Below are 15,257 nucleotides of genomic sequence, written 5' to 3' on the forward strand. Positions count from 1 at the left end.
GCTGATAACTGATAGCTGATAACTGATAGCAAGCCAGATAGTCATAATCAGGAGTGGGGAAGAGTGCCAGCAGCAGATATTTTAGTTATGTCCAATGGCCCAGGAGAGGTGACCACCTGGGTGCGACCAGTGGTGAAGGCATTGCGGGAAACTCTAGGCAATGACCGTTCATTACTCCGGATATCGGTAGTGCTATCACCTTGCCCTCATGCCACAGGCAAAGAAGATGCGATCGCAAAATCCTACCCAGAAGTAGACCGGGTGCAGGGAGCAGAGGATTTTTTGCCATTCTTGTTGTGGGGCAAAACAGCTCAAAACTGGGACTGGCATCCACAAGGGGTGGTTCTATTCCTAGGCGGAGACCAATTTTTCCCAGTAGTGATTAGTAAACGCTTAGGGTATCGCAGTGTGGTCTATGCCGAGTGGGATGCTCGTTGGTACCGCTGGATTGACCACTTTGGAGTGATGAAACCCGATATCATAGCTCAAGTGCCTAAGAACTATGCCCACAAATTCACCATAGTGGGGGATTTAATGGCAGAAATTAGGAGGTTACAGGTTACAGGTTCTCAGGTTAATCAGGGGTTACAGGTTAATCAGGAGTTACAGGTTACTCAGGGGTTGAAGGTTGCAGGTTGTCAGGTTAATCAGGGGTTACAGGTTACAGGTTATCAGGTTAATCAGGGGTTACAGGTTACTCAGAGGTTGAAGGTTACAGGTTATCAGGTTACAGGTTCAACCGAAGATAACCTTGGCCAAAAGGCCACGCTACGCGAACAACCTTCAACCAAAGATAACCTTCAACATTCAACCAAACCACCTTCAACGGAAGATAACCTTCAACATTCAACCAAACAACCTTCAACCAAAGAAGATAACCTTCAACATTCAACCAAACCACCTTCAACGGAAGATAACCTTCAACATTCAACCAAACCACCTTCAACCAAAGAAGATAACCTTCAACATTCAACCAAACCACCTTCAACCGAAGATAACCTTCAACATTCAACCAAACCACCTTCAACCGAAGATAACCTTCAACATTCAACCCAACAACCTTCAACCGAAGATAACCTTGGCCAAAAGGCCACGCTACGCGAACAACCTTCAACCGAAGATAACCTTCAACCTTCAACTGAATTGATCGCACTATTACCAGGGTCAAAACCAGCCAAACTAGCTCAGGGAGTGCCTTTGTCTTTAGCGATCGCTGAACACATTCATAGGGCTAGACCCCAAACTCGCTTTGTGATTCCCGTTGCTCCTACCATAGATCTCAAAACATTAGCCAAATTTGCCAATCGAGATCACAATCCCATCATTAACAAGACAGGATGGTCAGAGGCACAACTGATTAGACTTCTTCCAGAAGTCGGGAACAGGGAACAGGGAACAGGGAACAGTGGACAAGAATTGACGCAAACACGATCAGAAAAATACTTTTGCAATAGGTCTATTGATCAAGAGTCGCCTGTTAATCCAGATAACCTTGGCCAAAAGGCCACGCTACGCGAACAACCAGCTAACCTTCAACCTGCTAACCTTCAACCTGCTAACCTTCAACCTGCTAACCTTCAACCTGCTAACCTTCAACCTGCTAACCTTAAACCTGCTAACCTTCAACCAGCTAACCTTCAACCAGCTAACCTTCAACCAGCTAACCTTCAACCAGCTAACCTTCAACCTCCTAACCTTCAACCTCCCAACCTTCAACCAGCTAACCTTCAACCAGCTAACCTTCAACCTCCTAACCTTCAACCTTGGCCAAAAGGCCACGCTACGCGAACAACCCCGCAACTATTCCTCAAAACCCCCAGTGGCTTGTGTGTAGAACTCTGGGAGTCCTTTCCTGCCTATGAGTTGTTATCGCAATGTTGTCTTTGCTTAACCACAGTGGGAGCGAATACCGCTGAGTTGGGGTCTCTGGCCGTACCAATGATTGTGCTGTTGCCGACGCAACAGTTAGATGCCATGCGCGCTTGGGATGGCTTACCCGGTCTATTGGTCAAGTTACCAGGAGTAGGGTCTAGCCTAGCGAAAGTGATTAACTGGTTGGTGCTAGGGCAAAAGCGTCTGTTTGCATGGCCGAATATTTGGGCAAAAAGGGAAATTGTGCCAGAATTGGTAGGAAAGCTTGAGCCGGTTGAGGTTGCCCAACTTGCCCTAGACTATCTGGAGCATCCAGAGAAGTTGTCGGAAATGCGATCGCATCTCAAGAGTGTTCGGGGAAAACCAGGAGCTGCCCAAACCCTAGCTCAACTGGTTAAACAAGAACTTGACAAAGAGCTTATATAAGCTACCTAAATCAATTGTGGGAATTCCCTACTCCCTACTCCCGACTCCCGACTCCCGATTCCCGATTCCCGATTCCCTACTCCCTACTCGCCACTTTAGCTTGACTTTCCCACTTAGATGGGATTACAATACTATTCCGCAATAGTATTTTAGTTATGGTTGTCGGTACAACACAAGCTGCATCTCTGCTGGGTATATCGTCTCAGCGACTGCGGATGCTATTAAGTAAAGATCGCATCAAAGGAGCCAAAAAAGTTGGTCGGTTTTGGCAGATTCCATTATATGATGGTGTGCCAGTGGTCACGGAAGGTCGTAGGGGACCAAAAGGTACATGGAATCAGGAGAAACATCTGGAAGCTACCTATATCCACGTTAATGAGGAAGCGTTAAAGAACAATCACAAGAACCAGACATCTTTGCCAGTGTTTACTGTTAAACGGGGTGAGCGGACTCATTACTGTCATGAGGTAGAAATAGCAGGAGCCTGCCGACTGGTTTATAGACCCAATCAAGCTGAGTCTATTAGTGATTCGGTGTGGCTCCAAGTTGACCCTAACGTTCCAGTGACTACTAAAGTGTTTACTGGTAGTGAGGACCTCGACGATAAATTAGAAGAGTCTCAAGATAGCCTTGACGCAACAGTTTAATCAGTTAGTGAAATTAAGAGCTATTCTTCAATAACGCTTGCTAGCAATACCTTTAAGCTAAAGCTGACATTAAAAAGCAACCGCCAAGATTCAACAAACCTGTAATCAAACCACCAATAATCACTCCTTTCATCAATTCCCATCGTCCTAGCAATCTTAGCACAATTAATGCTGGGAGAACATAGACTAACTGAGCGATACCAATCATAGACAAGATAATAAAATAAAACAGACCATCATAACCCGTAGATTGTTGAACAATAATCCAACAAATAATAGCTATTACTAGATTGATAAAAATAACGGCTAAACTGCCGATTACAAGAGGATTTTTATGATTTCTGCTTGGCATATCACATGAATAGTAGGGAATCGGAACCCACCCCTAACCCCTCCCAGGAGGGGAACGGGAATCGGGAATCGGGAACAGGGAGCAGGGAGCAGGGAGCAGGGAATCGGGAATCGGGAATCGGAACCCACCCCTAACCCCTCCCAGGAGGGGAACGGGAATCGGGAATCGGGAACAGGGAACAGAATAACTATGATAAACGCTATAATTATCCTTAATAAAAATGTCTAATAACAATCTCCCTATCTCCCTATCTCCCTATCTCCCTATCTCCCTATCTCCCCACACTCCCTATCTCCCCATCTCCCCATCTCCCCATCTCCCCACACTTCCCACACTTCCCACACTTCCCACACTTCCCACACTTCCCCCTACTCCCTACTCCCTACTCCCTACTCCCTACTCCCTACTCCCTACTCCCTTTGCTATTGAAATTGAGACAAAATAAATAGCCAGCAGCCTCCATTTAATAAAGCTGTTAAAACTGCGCCAATAATCACTCCTTTCATCACCTCCCATCGTTGTTGTTGCCTTAGTCTAATAATCAAAGGAATTACATAAATCAGTTGGGATATCCCAATTCCCATCAAGCCAAATGCCCCGAATGTATTAAGCTGATAGCCAAGGGTTGGGATAATCAGGTTGATAAGCCATAAAAGTATAATTACTATAGTAACTGCAATAATATGTATTCCAAATAAAATAAAAATTCCTGATAATAGCTCCCTGGTGGGATTTATCTGTGACATAAATGCACCTTGAAAGTCAAGTTTAAAAGTATACTGTAGCGGGAATTAAGAATTTATAATTAAGAATTAAGAATTTATAATTTAGAATCGGTAACAGGGAACAGGGAGTATCATAACTATGATAAACGCTATCATTCTCGTTAATAAAAATCTCCCCATCTCCCCATCTCCCCATCTCCCTATCTCCCCATCTCCCTATCTCCCTATCTCCCCATCTCCCTATCTCCCCACACTTCCGACACTCTCCACACTCACACTCCCGTCCCGATAATACATATTAAAGGTATCAAAGGGAATGATTCGCCCATCGGGATGGACAATGTGAATACAGGAGCGTTTGACAGAGCGCACATCAAAATTATAAGGGTCAAGAAACTGGACAATCATCACCCGAAACACATTTTCATAGGTCATCCCTTCTGGTACGGATACCATGGGTAAACAACAGAGTAACTGTTTTAAGGACGTTGCTGAAGAGACTGGGGAATGACTGGTGGAAAATAGCTCAAAAAGCTTACTCTTGAAGTCTTCTTCTTGTTCGTAAATGACGCTATTCGGTGCAATTTCAACTAACTTGCTCGGGTCAATTAGTCCTGTGAGGGGGATGACTTTGCCATTGAGTTTCAAGGCGTAGGCCATGGCTAAACAGTCGGGATGACAGGGCACTGGTATGATATCTTCTGGTTTAAAATAGGGGCTCTGTTCCAAAATTGACCGACGAACTTCTGTGAGAGTGTAGCGATCGCGTTTTGCTTCAAATCCCTCTAGACGACCAGCGGCCTGAATTGGTTGAAACGTTACACCCCGCACACACTTCTGTTGTAGAGCATAGTCGATGATTTTGCCAATTTCCTGGTCATTTAGCCCTTTTTTGAGGGTAACTACGAGAGTAGTGGAGATATTAAACTCATTGAGATTAGCGATCGCATTTTCCCGGACATCCCGTAAATCCGCTCCCCTTAACTCCAAGAGCGCTGTTTCAGAAAAGCTATCAAATTGCAAATAGACCTCGATGCCTGGCATATACTGACTTAAGCGATCGCAAAACTTGCGGTCCTTAGCAATTCTGACCCCATTGGTATTAATCATTAAATGCTGAATCGGCTTACTCTTAGCCAAATCCATTATCTCAAAGAACTCTGGATGAATGGTTGGTTCACCGCCACTCAACTGTATAACCTGAGGTTCACCTTCATTAGCCACTACCGCATCCAACATCATCTCGATTTGGCCTAAGCTTCGGTGGCGTCGTGGTTGATGGGAGCCTGGGAAAGTATCTTGAACACCAGAATCGGCGTAGCAAATGGGACAGGAGAGATTGCATCGGTCTGTGACTTCAATCAGGGTTAAGCAGCTATGCTGTTCATGGTCTGGACATAATCCGCAATCGTAGGGACAGCCATACTTAATCGGGGTATTGAATTTGAGAGGCATTTCCCCTGGTTTAATGAAGTCTTGACATTGCTTGTAATAGGGGATATCATCAGCAATTAAAACCTCTTCACGACCATGAGTAGGACAGTGTTTGACCAGATAAACACTCTCATCCTGAAAAATAATTTTTGCCTCGACTTTTACTAAACATTTTGAACACACACTATTGGTTAAGGCATAAAATAGGTAAGGTCGAGTAGGCATAGGAGTTTTAAATTAGGTTTTCAGAGAATCGGGAATCGGGAATCGGGAATCGGGAATCGGGAATCGGGAAGATAGAAAAGGGTAAAAAATTAATATAATAACCGCTATCTTGTTATCATACTGTTTGGGTCATATGATGTCGATGATAATTACCATTAATCAAAATCTCCCCATCTCCCCATCTCCCCATCTCCCCACACTTCCCACACTCCCCACACTTCCCACACTCTTCTCCCTATTCCCTACTCCCTACTCCCTACTCCCTACTCCCTAAAACCCAAGGACGAAACTAGCTTACCCAATTGAGACCTGCTATAGTAAAAAAGACCAAGTAAACAAGCGATTTGAATAGCACTTAGCCCGAAGATGAGATGAAAGTCAGGCTTAAGAAAATCCATCAACAAGCGAAATCCTAAATAAGCGACCATGTAACACTTAAATAAATCTCCTTCTTGCCGTTGATAGGGAGTACAAATCTTTAAAAAGACTATCAATGCTAGCAAAAAAATAATTTCATAGAGTTGGGTAGGATGTCGATAAATTCCATCACCGAAATCCACTCCCCAAGGCAATGTGGTCGCAATCCCGTAAGTGCGATCGCTTAATCCCGTCAGGAAACAACCAATCCGTCCGATTGCTGTTCCCACAATTAGGGGATAGACAAAAACATCCCCCGTTGAGCGCTTAAGACCGATTATTTTTTTAGTCAGTTCAACCCCAATCAAGCCCCCCAGCAACCCACCCACTACAGTTTTTCCCTGAAGTAGCAGTAACAGAAATTGTTGCCAATTCTCCCAAGCCAGATAACAATGCTGTAGCAATACTAATCCTTTAGCTCCCAGTAAAGCACCCACCATGCCCCCCACAATCACAGAGCTGCGTTGAGTTGGAGCAATCGTGTCCTGGCGAGACTTCAATAGCAGTAACCGAAATGCGATCGCATACCCTAAAGACTCAAACAAAAAATGGGGATGAATTCGCCAAGAACCAATCCCTAAATAAACTGGAAATTCCATACAGCACTTTTCAATTGGGTGAGGTACAGATTATTTGGTTTTAGGGAACAGGGAATCGGGAATCGGGAATCGGGAATCGGGAATCGGGAACAGGTGGATCTGACTTTTGTAAAGGTGCGCTTTCCACAACAGGCAAGATGCCTGTTCCACCAAGATGCCCATGGCACCACAGGCAAGATGCCTGTTCTACCAAGATGGCCATGGCACCACAGGCAAGATGCCTATTCTACCAATATACCCATCCCATCACAGGCAAGATAGCCATGCCACAACAGGCAAGATGCCTGTTCCACTATTCTCCCCTGTTCCCTGTTCCCTGTTCCCTGTTCCCTATTCCCTGTTCCCTGTTCCCTGTTCCCTGTTCCCTATTCCCTCTGCAAGAAGTCTATTCTAAACCAAATGAAAATTGTCACCACTGAGTTGATCTAGCTCCACATCCTCAATCACAAGGGTTCCACCAGTTTTAGGAGAAAGCACAACACCCTTGTCACTATCAGATAGGATACCAGACGCTACTGCTCTGTTAAACCACTTTTGAGGATCAATGGCACCAAAGCCCTTCAATTTAATCAGATCTGCACCAACTTCAAAGTCTTCGATCACATCCACATCACCGTGGCGGAAGCTACTGCCCTTAGTAAACAAAAAGTCATCATGACCAGCACCACCAACTAACGTATCACTACCACGACCACCATTAATCCTGTCATCACCACCACCACCGGTGATGTGATCATTACCACGACCACCCACTAACCGATCCTTACCACCACCACCATTAATCGTGTCATTACCACGACCACCGGTAATGATGTCACGACCAGTGCCACCATCAAGCACATCCTTACCAGCACCCCCTTTAATTACATCCTTGCCTCCATCCCCGGAGAGGGTATCATTACCACGACCACCGGCAATCGTATCGTTACCTTTTCCACCACTAATGTGGTCATTACCACGAGTACCAATCAGTTTGTCATCCCCTGGGGTACCAGTTGTCCCTGATTTAACTGGCACCAGACCAGCATCCCACACCAATTGGTCAATCCCTTCCGGTAAAAATCGGGTGATCGGACCGATAGTGACACGACCGGTATTGGGATCAACATCACTATCTATCGGACTATCGCTATCAATGAACAGCCGTGGGTCGTTATTTTGGGTAGTAAAGGTAAACCCTTGGGGCGCAACAAATTCCAGGGTATAACGAGTAGAAAGGTCATCCGGGATATTCTCAAACAGATAGAACCCAGGATTCTCATTATTATCGTCATTGGTAGTAGTAGTTTGGATTAAGTTACCGTTGATGTCGAAGAGATTAACAGTAACCCCATTCACACCATTTTCAGGAGGCTCATTTTGGAGACCATCTCTGTTGCTGTCTAACCAAACATAATCGCCAATAGAACCAGTAGGGTCATTCGGGTTTGGTTCTGGTATTACTGGTTGTGAATTGGAATTGTCGCTATCGTTGATTACTATCATGGTTACTTTCCTATTAATGAAATGTGTGTGTATAGGGAGTAGGGAGTAGGGAGTAGGGAAGAGGCAAAAGGCAAGAGGCAAAAGGCAAGAGGCAAAAGGCAAGAGGCAAGAGGCAAAAGGCAAGAGGCAAAAGGCAAGAGGCAAAAGGCAAAAGGCAAAAGGCAAGAGGCAAAAGGCAAAAGGCAAAAGAAACAATATAGGGTTTTGGATAGCAATAAGGTACACAGGATTTTATCCCTGTTACCGATTCCCGATTCCCGATTCCCGATTCCCTAAAATCCATAACCTGTGTACCTACCCTAGATATTGCTAATCCCAGACCTATCTAAAAAATGAGACAGTAGGCTCAATCTGTCCCGCCATTTTGGCGATAGTTGCAAAACGTTACAAGAACAAGGGAGTAGGGAGTAGGGAGTAGGGAGTAGTGATGTAGGGTGGGCAGTGCTTTCTCAAGGGATAGTAATAGTAGTGATGTAGGGTGGGCAGTGCTGTTTCAAGGGATAGTAATAGTTGAAAATCGGATAGAGCACTGCCCACCCTACGATTAATCACAGAAGATTATTTGTATTACTTTTTTTACTAATTTATTTCCTGTTGCTGGGCAGTGCCAGATATACCTGTAGGGTGGGCAGTGGTTTTTCAAGGGATAGTAATAGTTAAAAATCGGATAGAGCACTGTCCACCAGAAGATTAATTTTAGTAAAAATCTAGATAATTAACTAATTTTTACTAATTAATTTACTGTCCGTGGGCAGTGCTTTAAGGGATTACCATCGGATTTTATTGGTCTCGTCCACTGCCCACCCTACGATTAATCTCAATAATTTAATTACGATTAATCTTCGCAATTTGGTAATAAAAAAAAATTCCTAAACCCCTTGACAAAAGATTAATAAATTAATATCTTAATAATGTAAGCACTTTAAACCAATAACGATTAATGAGTACAAACTTTCCCTCAAACCCTGATGAAAATCAAAACCCTGAAAACCAAGGTCGCAAACCTAAGAAAGCCAAGCACATCTTGGTCGGTTCTCCTGAACAAGTTCGGAAAACAATTCTTGCCATCTATTCTCTTAAATACGCTTATCCTGACGAGTGGAGCACTCCCGAACCTACCGGAAATCCTGGTGAGGTTATGGTGACTTTGATTCGATATTTTTACGTAGATTAGGATAGTAATTTGCCAGGGCGTCGCCCTGGCGACCAGGAATGAAGAATGAAGAATGAAGAATGAAGAATGAAGAATGAAGAATGAAGAATGAAGAATGAAGAATGAAGAATGAAAGTTTTTTTTGGGAGGGGTATAAATCAGGATGAAGCATGAGTTAGTATGTTGTTGCTTTCCAGCAGTTGCTGACTAACTCGGGAATAATGTACAATTAATCAGTCAGGAGTTATATGGTTTACGTGCAGCTTAGCTGTCCTTGTTGAAGTTTACACAATATAAATCGGTCAAGTATCAGAGTTTATCTGAGCTTGACCGAATTTTTTTATTGATTGTTATACTTATAGAAGTTATTAAGGGGAGTTGTGATCCCCCCTAACCCCCCTTAAAAAAAGGGGGGAAAAGAGTAGGCGTAGGGTGCGTGATAAGACGGGCTCGGCCTGATTTTATCGGTAGCCAGTATTGGAAGAATCCGTCCCGTAACGCACCACCAGGTCAAACTGCAAAAATGAGATGCACCCGTTTTGATCCCCCCTAACCCCCCTTAAAAAAAGGGGGGAAAAGAGTGGCGTAGGGTGCGTGATAAGACGGGCTCGGCCTGATTTTATCGGTAGTCAGTCTTGGAAGAGTCCGTCCCGTAACGCACCACCAGGTCAAACTGCAAAAATGAGATGCACCCGTTTTGATCCCCCCTAACCCCTCTTAAAAAAAGGGGGGAAAAGAGTAGGCGTAGGGTGCGTGATAAGACGGGCTCGGCCTCATTTTATCGGTAGCCAGTATTGGGACAGTCCGTCCCGTAACGCACCACCAGGTCAAACGGACAGCTGATAGCTGACCACTGACAGCTGACAGCTGATAGCTGAATAAGTAAAAATGGACGAACAAAGAATACAAGCATACCTCAACTTGATCCAGCAACTGCTAACTTGTCCCAGCGGTGAAGAAGTTCAAATTCTTGAGAGCAACCGCGAGTTAGTGGATGCAGAGTTATTGGATCTAATGGCAGCAGTAGCAGAAGAACTAGCAGCCGATGGCGACCAAAACGCTGCTGAATTTTTAGGCAGTATCAGGAATCAGCTTTTAGAGATAATTTTAGAATCCCCTACCTTTGCTAATCCTTCATCCCAAAACTATCTGGAATTCTTGATCAAGGTATTGCTAGCAACTCACAAAAGCAAAGGCGACCCCAAAGTTGTCTACCCACTCCTGGAAGCAAACCTAGACAAACTCGATGATAAATTTATCGATATCCTGCAAACCTGGGCAAGTGCTAAACTCTCAGAATTGGAACCAGAAAAAGGAGAAGACATTGCTAGAGTTATTGGGCAATTCAGCATCCTGATCAAGCAGTTTACTCTGGGCAATAAAGCCAATAACATGGAAATTGCTATTGCTGGTTACGAAACGATACTAACAGTTTTTTCCCGTGAGAGTAACCCGCAAAATTGGGCAACGATTCAAAATAACCTGGGCATTGCCTACAGTAACAGAATCCGTGGAGATCAAGCTGATAATCTTGAACTTGCTATAGAAGCATACCAACTAGCATTGTCCGTTTATACCAAACCAGACTTCCCCGAAGATTGGGCAAGGACTCAATATAACCTGGGCTATGCCTACAGTAACAGAATCGGTGGAGATCAAGCTGATAATCTTGAACTTGCTATTGCAGCATACCAACTAGCGTTGTCAGTTTATACCAAACCAGACTTCCCCGAACATTGGGCAAGGATTCAATATAACCTGGGCATTGCCTACAGTGACAGAATCCGTGGAGATAAAGCTGATAATCTTGAACTTGCTATAGAAGCATACCAACTAGCTTTATCCGTTCATACTAAACCAGACTTTCCCCAAGATTGGGCAAGGATTCAATATAACCTGGGCATTGCCTACAGTGACAGAATCGGTGGAGATCAAGCTGATAATCTTGAACTTGCTATAGAAGCATACCAATTAGCATTGTCCGTTTATACCAAACCAGACTTCCCCGAACATTGGGCAAGCACTCAACACAACCTGGGCTATGCCTACAGTGAGAGAATCCGTGGAGATAAAGCTGATAATCTCGAACGTGCTATAGAAGCATACCAATTAGCATTGTCCGTTTATACCAAAGAAGACTTCCCCCAAGCTTGGGCAAGCACTCAATATAGCCTGGGCAATGCCTACAGTAACAGAATCGGTGGAGATCAAGCTGATAATCTAGAACGTGCTATAGAAGCATACCAACTAGCATTGTCCGTTTATACCAAAGAAGACTTCCCCCAAGCTTGGGCAATTACTCAAATCATCCTGGGCTATGCCTACAGTAAGAGAATCGGTGGAGATCAAGCTGATAATCTAGAACGTGCTATAGAAGCATACCAACTAGCATTGTCCGTTTATACCAAACCAGACTTCCCCCAAGCTTGGGCAATTACTCAAAATAACCTGGGCAATGCCTACAGTAAGCGCATACTCGGAAATAGTGCAGAGAATCTGGAAAAAGCGATCGCATCCTATCAAAATGCCTCAGAAATCTACACCTGTGAAGACTTTCACGAACATTGGGCAGACGTTCAACGTAATATTGGTAGACTGCTGGTTCAGCAAGGAAGCTGGTATGATGGATTATCCCGCTTAGAGCAAAGTCTCCCGATCTATCGCCAAACCGAAAACCTAGAAGCCCTTGCGGATTCAGTATACCACATTGCCCGCACCCATCATTTAATCATGAACCTAGACAAAGCCCGGATGAATTACCGGGACGCTCTCCGCATCTACAATCATCTCAATAATCAACCAGGAATCGCTATCTGCAAAACGGGATTAGGCATGCTGATGATTTCTATTGGATTTATCGACGATGCTAGACAAGAACTAACCCAAGCTTATGAAATTTGTCATACAATTAAGGATAACCAAGGAATTGATAATATTCAACAACTACTCCAAGTAATTAACAAAATTAAAGCCAAGCCATAGCCATGAGTGAAGCCGATCAACTTTGGGATGAAACCGACGAAATTTTTACTAGCTGGAATCTTGAAGAAATTCCTTTTTCTGAAAGTGCTTCCAGCTTGGGGTCAAACCTAGATCAAGTTTTCACAGGTCGCACCCAGGAGTTAAAGCAGATATTTAATTTATTGCGGGGTCGCGAACGGAAGCGGATATTAGTCTACGGTTCCGTTGGTATTGGTAAAACAGCATTTATTTTAGAAGTCTTGAGCGTCTTACAACGAAAAAGTAAAGATACTCTCGTTACCTATATTAGTCTACCCTTTGAAACTGATTTAGCAACTGCTGCTTTGATTGCCCTAGCCCGACATATGCCAGAGGATGAGTGGGCGCAACAACTGTTAAACAACATGGGATTGATGAGTGAATCGACTCGCAAAACCAAGACCAAACTTGATGTAAAAATTCCAATGGTTGGGGGAAGTATTGAAGCGGAAGCTAAACCGGTTAATGCCCCAAAGTTTCCCACTCTCACCTTTCAAGACTTATTGGAAAGAGCCCTAGAAAAGTATAGTCGTGTGGTGATTGCTATCGATGATTTAGATAAACAAGACCCAGCTAAGGTGCGTCAACTATTGCACGATGCTCAAGGGATGCTGAAAGGTGATGCTTGGTTTATTTTGACTGGGCATCCTTCCGGGTTGACTCGGGATTTGTTGATCTCTGAACGAGGGTTATTTGATTTAGCCTTAGAGATTACAGCATTAGACCAATCCACCACTTATCAAATGTTAATTAACTATCTCGCTAGCGCCCGGATTAGAGAAACCAACAAAGACGAAAGTAATCCTGATGCGGTTCATCCCTTCACTCTAGAAACCGCTAGAAATCTGTGCGCACATTCCCAGGGGATACCCCGTTGGTTTAATCGTATTGCTAATTATGTATTACTGAAAGCAGCAGATTTACAAGCAGAAACGATTACACCAGACGTCTTTCAGCAAGGTTTAGAGTATGTCAGTCAGAAACTGCGCGGTCAGTCAGAATTAACTCCTGAAGATTACTATGTCCTTGACTTAGTTTTAGAAAAAGGAGTGCTATCCGATGAAAACGTAACCATGGATGACCTCAAGCGTCTTAAAGCTCAACAGTTTACTCAAGTTTTACCGATTTTAGATAAATTAATCCAATTTGACTTAGTGCGTCGTTTACCTACAGATAAAGCAGCAGCATATCAAGGAAATCCCATACTTTTGCCTCCGTCAGAGCAGTCAGATGAAGAAGAATGAAGAATTTAGAATTTAGAATGAAGAATGAAGAATGAAGAATGAAGAATGAAGAATTAAGAATGAAGAATGAAGAATTTAGAATTAAGTAGTGCTAGTGGTGCTTCAGGGGCGGACTTGCCCTCATTTTGCGGGTCGTAGCCAGGGTTGGGATAGTCCGCCCCGTAACGTACCACCCAACGGCGAACCCTCATTTTCAGGCTCCTAGCCAAGGTTGGGACAGCCCGCCGGGAATTTAAACGGGCAAGATGCCCGTTCCACGCCTGATGCCCGTAACGCACCACTGCTGAGTCAAACAGCTTTTAGGAGATGCAGCCGAGAAGGGAGTAGTAAATGAACCAAGAAAGAAAACAAGCATACCTCAACTTGCTCCACCAACTCCTAACTTGCCCCAAGGGTAAAGAAATCAAAATTATTAATAGCAACCTTGAGTTAGTGGATGCCGAATTATTGCAGGTAATGGCACAATCAGCCGACTATCTGACAGCAAAGGGTCAGCAAAATGCTGCTGACTTTTTACTACGTATCAGGAGTAAGCTTTTAAAGGGTCTGGAAATTTCAGAAACCCTTACTTCAGCTAAGGCTTCATCGGAAGAGTATCAGCAATTTTTAGACGAGGTATTGCTAGCAACTAACAACAGCAAAGGCGACCACGAAGTAATCTACCAACTGCTGGAAGCAAACCTAGACAAACTCGATCATAATTTTATCCCTATCCTGGAAACCTGGGCAAGAGCTAAACTCTCAGAAGCCGAGCCAGAAACAGCAAAAGAAATCGCTAATACTATCTGGGAATTCAGCACCCTGATCAGCGATTTTCCACTGGGTAATCAAGCCAATAACAGGGAAATCGCTATTGCTGGTTACCAAACGATGCTAAGAGTTTTTACTAATCAGAGTAACCCGGAAATTTGGGCAGCTATTCAAAACAACTTGGGCAATGCCTACAGTGATAGAATCCGTGGCAATCGGGCTGATAATCTCGAAATTGCCATAGATGCATACCAAATAGCCTTGGAGGTTTATACAAAATCAGACTTCCCGGAAGATTGGGCAAGTACTCAAAACAACCTGGGCATAGCTTACTGTGAAAGAATCCGTGGAGACCGGGCTGATAATCTCGAACTTGCTATTGAAGCATTCCAACTAGCATTAGAAGTTCGCACCAAATCAGACTTCCCCATTGATTGGGCAATGACTCACTATAACCTGGGCAATGCCTACTGTGAAAGAATCCGTGGAAACCGGGGTGATAATCTCGAAGAAGCCATAGAACTATACCAACTAGCATTAGAAGTTCGCACCAAACCAGATTTCCCGGAAGATTGGGCAAGTACTCACAACAACCTGGGCATAGCCTATAGTGACAGAATCCGTGGAGACCGGGCTGATAATCTCGAAAAAGCAATTGCCCAATACCAACTAGCTTTGGAGGTTTATACCAAACCAGACTTCCCCGAAGAGTGGGCAAGAACCCTATATAACCTGGGTAATGCTTACAGCAACAGAATAGTAGGAGATACTACAGAGAATCTGGAAAATGCGATCGCATGCTATGAACATGCCTCAGAAATCTTTACCCGTGAGGACTTTCCCGAAGATTGGGAAAACCTTCAAGGTCATATTGCTAGACTACTGATTCAGCTAAGAAATGCTATAAATTAAAATACCAGAAGTCATG

The 15,257-nt window shown here is 44.0% G+C and carries 19 protein-coding genes and 3 pseudogenes; 12 read left to right on the plus strand and 10 right to left on the minus strand.

What is annotated here, in order from left to right; translation table 11 throughout:
- Positions 1 to 87: 87 nt before the first annotated feature.
- The 5 genes and pseudogenes from F6J90_RS12505 to F6J90_RS12525 form a co-directional block, all read left to right on the plus strand.
- Positions 88 to 546 (plus strand): annotated as a pseudogene (locus tag F6J90_RS12505) (lipid-A-disaccharide synthase); the annotation flags it as partial.
- Between the two features lie 591 nt (positions 547 to 1,137).
- Positions 1,138 to 1,329 (plus strand): annotated as a pseudogene (locus F6J90_RS12510) (lipid-A-disaccharide synthase); the annotation flags it as partial.
- Positions 1,330 to 1,806: 477 nt separating this feature from the next.
- Positions 1,807 to 2,298: pseudogene (locus tag F6J90_RS12515) on the plus strand (lipid-A-disaccharide synthase); the annotation flags it as partial.
- The gene (locus F6J90_RS12520) at positions 2,279 to 2,443 is read left to right on the plus strand and encodes a hypothetical protein (RefSeq protein WP_293093535.1); all 165 of its coding nucleotides are present in this window, start codon (positions 2,279 to 2,281) and stop codon (positions 2,441 to 2,443) included. The pseudogene F6J90_RS12515 and the gene F6J90_RS12520, both read left to right, overlap by 20 nt.
- A gap of 10 nt (positions 2,444 to 2,453) precedes the next feature.
- On the plus strand, positions 2,454 to 2,945 hold the full coding sequence (locus F6J90_RS12525) for a DNA-binding protein (protein ID WP_293093538.1): 492 nt from the start codon (positions 2,454 to 2,456) through the stop codon (positions 2,943 to 2,945).
- Positions 2,946 to 2,997: 52 nt separating this feature from the next.
- Here the strand turns inward: F6J90_RS12525 and F6J90_RS12530 are convergent, their stop codons facing one another.
- On the minus strand, positions 2,998 to 3,297 hold the full coding sequence (locus F6J90_RS12530) for a hypothetical protein (protein ID WP_293093541.1): 300 nt from the start codon (positions 3,295 to 3,297) through the stop codon (positions 2,998 to 3,000).
- A gap of 33 nt (positions 3,298 to 3,330) precedes the next feature.
- Positions 3,331 to 3,531, minus strand: coding sequence for a hypothetical protein (locus F6J90_RS12535; protein WP_293093543.1), 201 nt, complete (start codon positions 3,529 to 3,531; stop codon positions 3,331 to 3,333).
- Here F6J90_RS12535 and F6J90_RS12540 point away from each other — a divergent pair.
- Positions 3,518 to 3,742, plus strand: coding sequence for a hypothetical protein (locus F6J90_RS12540; RefSeq protein WP_293093546.1), 225 nt, complete (start codon positions 3,518 to 3,520; stop codon positions 3,740 to 3,742). The genes F6J90_RS12535 and F6J90_RS12540 overlap by 14 nt on opposite strands.
- Here the strand turns inward: F6J90_RS12540 and F6J90_RS12545 are convergent.
- From F6J90_RS12545 to F6J90_RS12555, 3 genes are read right to left on the minus strand one after another with little or no spacing between them, the layout of a single operon-like run.
- Positions 3,720 to 4,043, minus strand: coding sequence for a hypothetical protein (locus tag F6J90_RS12545; protein WP_293093549.1), 324 nt, complete (start codon positions 4,041 to 4,043; stop codon positions 3,720 to 3,722). The two genes, F6J90_RS12540 and F6J90_RS12545, sit on opposite strands and share 23 nt — an antisense overlap.
- A 22-nt stretch (positions 4,044 to 4,065) precedes the next feature.
- Positions 4,066 to 4,218 (minus strand): hypothetical protein, encoded by a 153-nt coding sequence (locus tag F6J90_RS12550; protein WP_293093552.1) that lies wholly within the window; start codon positions 4,216 to 4,218, stop codon positions 4,066 to 4,068.
- A gap of 44 nt (positions 4,219 to 4,262) precedes the next feature.
- A complete protein-coding gene (locus F6J90_RS12555; protein ID WP_293093555.1) occupies positions 4,263 to 5,681 on the minus strand; it encodes a radical SAM protein in 1,419 nt (472 codons plus the stop codon).
- A 142-nt stretch (positions 5,682 to 5,823) separates the two neighbouring features.
- Between F6J90_RS12555 and F6J90_RS12560 the strand changes: the two genes are divergently transcribed.
- Positions 5,824 to 5,955: a hypothetical protein gene (locus F6J90_RS12560; protein WP_293093558.1), complete on the plus strand. Its 132-nt coding sequence runs from the start codon at positions 5,824 to 5,826 to the stop codon at positions 5,953 to 5,955.
- Here F6J90_RS12560 and F6J90_RS12565 read toward each other — a convergent pair.
- Positions 5,945 to 6,697: a prolipoprotein diacylglyceryl transferase family protein gene (locus tag F6J90_RS12565; protein ID WP_293093561.1), complete on the minus strand. Its 753-nt coding sequence runs from the start codon at positions 6,695 to 6,697 to the stop codon at positions 5,945 to 5,947. The genes F6J90_RS12560 and F6J90_RS12565 overlap by 11 nt on opposite strands.
- 40 nt (positions 6,698 to 6,737) lie before the next feature.
- Positions 6,738 to 6,899 (minus strand): hypothetical protein, encoded by a 162-nt coding sequence (locus F6J90_RS12570; protein ID WP_293093563.1) that lies wholly within the window; start codon positions 6,897 to 6,899, stop codon positions 6,738 to 6,740.
- On the opposite strand from F6J90_RS12570, the gene F6J90_RS12575 reads away from it, so the two are divergent.
- Positions 6,892 to 7,116, plus strand: coding sequence for a hypothetical protein (locus tag F6J90_RS12575; protein WP_293093566.1), 225 nt, complete (start codon positions 6,892 to 6,894; stop codon positions 7,114 to 7,116). The genes F6J90_RS12570 and F6J90_RS12575 overlap by 8 nt on opposite strands.
- On the opposite strand, the gene F6J90_RS12580 is transcribed toward F6J90_RS12575, so the two are convergent.
- From F6J90_RS12580 to F6J90_RS12590, 3 genes are all read right to left on the minus strand, one after another.
- Positions 7,088 to 8,182 (minus strand): SdrD B-like domain-containing protein, encoded by a 1,095-nt coding sequence (locus F6J90_RS12580; protein WP_293094855.1) that lies wholly within the window; start codon positions 8,180 to 8,182, stop codon positions 7,088 to 7,090. The genes F6J90_RS12575 and F6J90_RS12580 overlap by 29 nt on opposite strands.
- A 13-nt stretch (positions 8,183 to 8,195) precedes the next feature.
- Positions 8,196 to 8,465 (minus strand): hypothetical protein, encoded by a 270-nt coding sequence (locus F6J90_RS12585; RefSeq protein ID WP_293093569.1) that lies wholly within the window; start codon positions 8,463 to 8,465, stop codon positions 8,196 to 8,198.
- Positions 8,466 to 8,566: 101 nt separating this feature from the next.
- Entirely contained in the window at positions 8,567 to 8,734 is a 168-nt protein-coding gene (locus F6J90_RS12590) for a hypothetical protein (protein ID WP_293093572.1), read from the minus strand.
- Positions 8,735 to 9,122: 388 nt separating this feature from the next.
- On the opposite strand from F6J90_RS12590, the gene F6J90_RS12595 reads away from it, so the two are divergent.
- From F6J90_RS12595 to F6J90_RS12610, 4 genes are all read left to right on the plus strand, one after another.
- Positions 9,123 to 9,356, plus strand: coding sequence for a hypothetical protein (locus F6J90_RS12595; protein WP_293093575.1), 234 nt, complete (start codon positions 9,123 to 9,125; stop codon positions 9,354 to 9,356).
- An 867-nt stretch (positions 9,357 to 10,223) separates the two neighbouring features.
- The gene (locus tag F6J90_RS12600) at positions 10,224 to 12,317 is read left to right on the plus strand and encodes a tetratricopeptide repeat protein (RefSeq protein ID WP_293093578.1); all 2,094 of its coding nucleotides are present in this window, start codon (positions 10,224 to 10,226) and stop codon (positions 12,315 to 12,317) included.
- Between the two features lie 2 nt (positions 12,318 to 12,319).
- On the plus strand, positions 12,320 to 13,579 hold the full coding sequence (locus F6J90_RS12605) for an AAA family ATPase (protein ID WP_293093581.1): 1,260 nt from the start codon (positions 12,320 to 12,322) through the stop codon (positions 13,577 to 13,579).
- Positions 13,580 to 13,909: 330 nt separating this feature from the next.
- Positions 13,910 to 15,241 (plus strand): tetratricopeptide repeat protein, encoded by a 1,332-nt coding sequence (locus F6J90_RS12610; RefSeq protein ID WP_293093584.1) that lies wholly within the window; start codon positions 13,910 to 13,912, stop codon positions 15,239 to 15,241.
- Positions 15,242 to 15,257 lie beyond the last annotated feature (16 nt).

Origin of the sequence: Moorena sp. SIOASIH (assembly GCF_010671925.1) — a bacterium.
Lineage (GTDB): Bacteria > Cyanobacteriota > Cyanobacteriia > Cyanobacteriales > Coleofasciculaceae > Moorena.

What these genes read in the sequence shown, in the direction of transcription:
- F6J90_RS12525 (WP_293093538.1), top strand. Translation starts at nt 2,454, where the DNA reads ATGGTTGTCGGTACAACACAAGCTGCATCTCTGCTGGGTATATCGTCT.
- F6J90_RS12530 (WP_293093541.1), bottom strand. Translation starts at nt 3,297, where the DNA reads ATGCCAAGCAGAAATCATAAAAATCCTCTTGTAATCGGCAGTTTAGCC.
- F6J90_RS12540 (WP_293093546.1), top strand. Translation starts at nt 3,518, where the DNA reads ATGTCTAATAACAATCTCCCTATCTCCCTATCTCCCTATCTCCCTATC.
- F6J90_RS12545 (WP_293093549.1), bottom strand. Translation starts at nt 4,043, where the DNA reads ATGTCACAGATAAATCCCACCAGGGAGCTATTATCAGGAATTTTTATT.
- F6J90_RS12550 (WP_293093552.1), bottom strand. Translation starts at nt 4,218, where the DNA reads ATGGGGAGATGGGGAGATGGGGAGATTTTTATTAACGAGAATGATAGC.
- F6J90_RS12555 (WP_293093555.1), bottom strand. Translation starts at nt 5,681, where the DNA reads ATGCCTACTCGACCTTACCTATTTTATGCCTTAACCAATAGTGTGTGT.
- F6J90_RS12560 (WP_293093558.1), top strand. Translation starts at nt 5,824, where the DNA reads ATGATAATTACCATTAATCAAAATCTCCCCATCTCCCCATCTCCCCAT.
- F6J90_RS12565 (WP_293093561.1), bottom strand. Translation starts at nt 6,697, where the DNA reads ATGGAATTTCCAGTTTATTTAGGGATTGGTTCTTGGCGAATTCATCCC.
- F6J90_RS12575 (WP_293093566.1), top strand. Translation starts at nt 6,892, where the DNA reads ATGGCCATGGCACCACAGGCAAGATGCCTATTCTACCAATATACCCAT.
- F6J90_RS12570 (WP_293093563.1), bottom strand. Translation starts at nt 6,899, where the DNA reads ATGGCCATCTTGGTAGAACAGGCATCTTGCCTGTGGTGCCATGGGCAT.
- F6J90_RS12580 (WP_293094855.1), bottom strand. Translation starts at nt 8,182, where the DNA reads ATGATAGTAATCAACGATAGCGACAATTCCAATTCACAACCAGTAATA.
- F6J90_RS12585 (WP_293093569.1), bottom strand. Translation starts at nt 8,465, where the DNA reads ATGGATTTTAGGGAATCGGGAATCGGGAATCGGGAATCGGTAACAGGG.
- F6J90_RS12595 (WP_293093575.1), top strand. Translation starts at nt 9,123, where the DNA reads ATGAGTACAAACTTTCCCTCAAACCCTGATGAAAATCAAAACCCTGAA.
- F6J90_RS12600 (WP_293093578.1), top strand. Translation starts at nt 10,224, where the DNA reads ATGGACGAACAAAGAATACAAGCATACCTCAACTTGATCCAGCAACTG.
- F6J90_RS12605 (WP_293093581.1), top strand. Translation starts at nt 12,320, where the DNA reads ATGAGTGAAGCCGATCAACTTTGGGATGAAACCGACGAAATTTTTACT.
- F6J90_RS12610 (WP_293093584.1), top strand. Translation starts at nt 13,910, where the DNA reads ATGAACCAAGAAAGAAAACAAGCATACCTCAACTTGCTCCACCAACTC.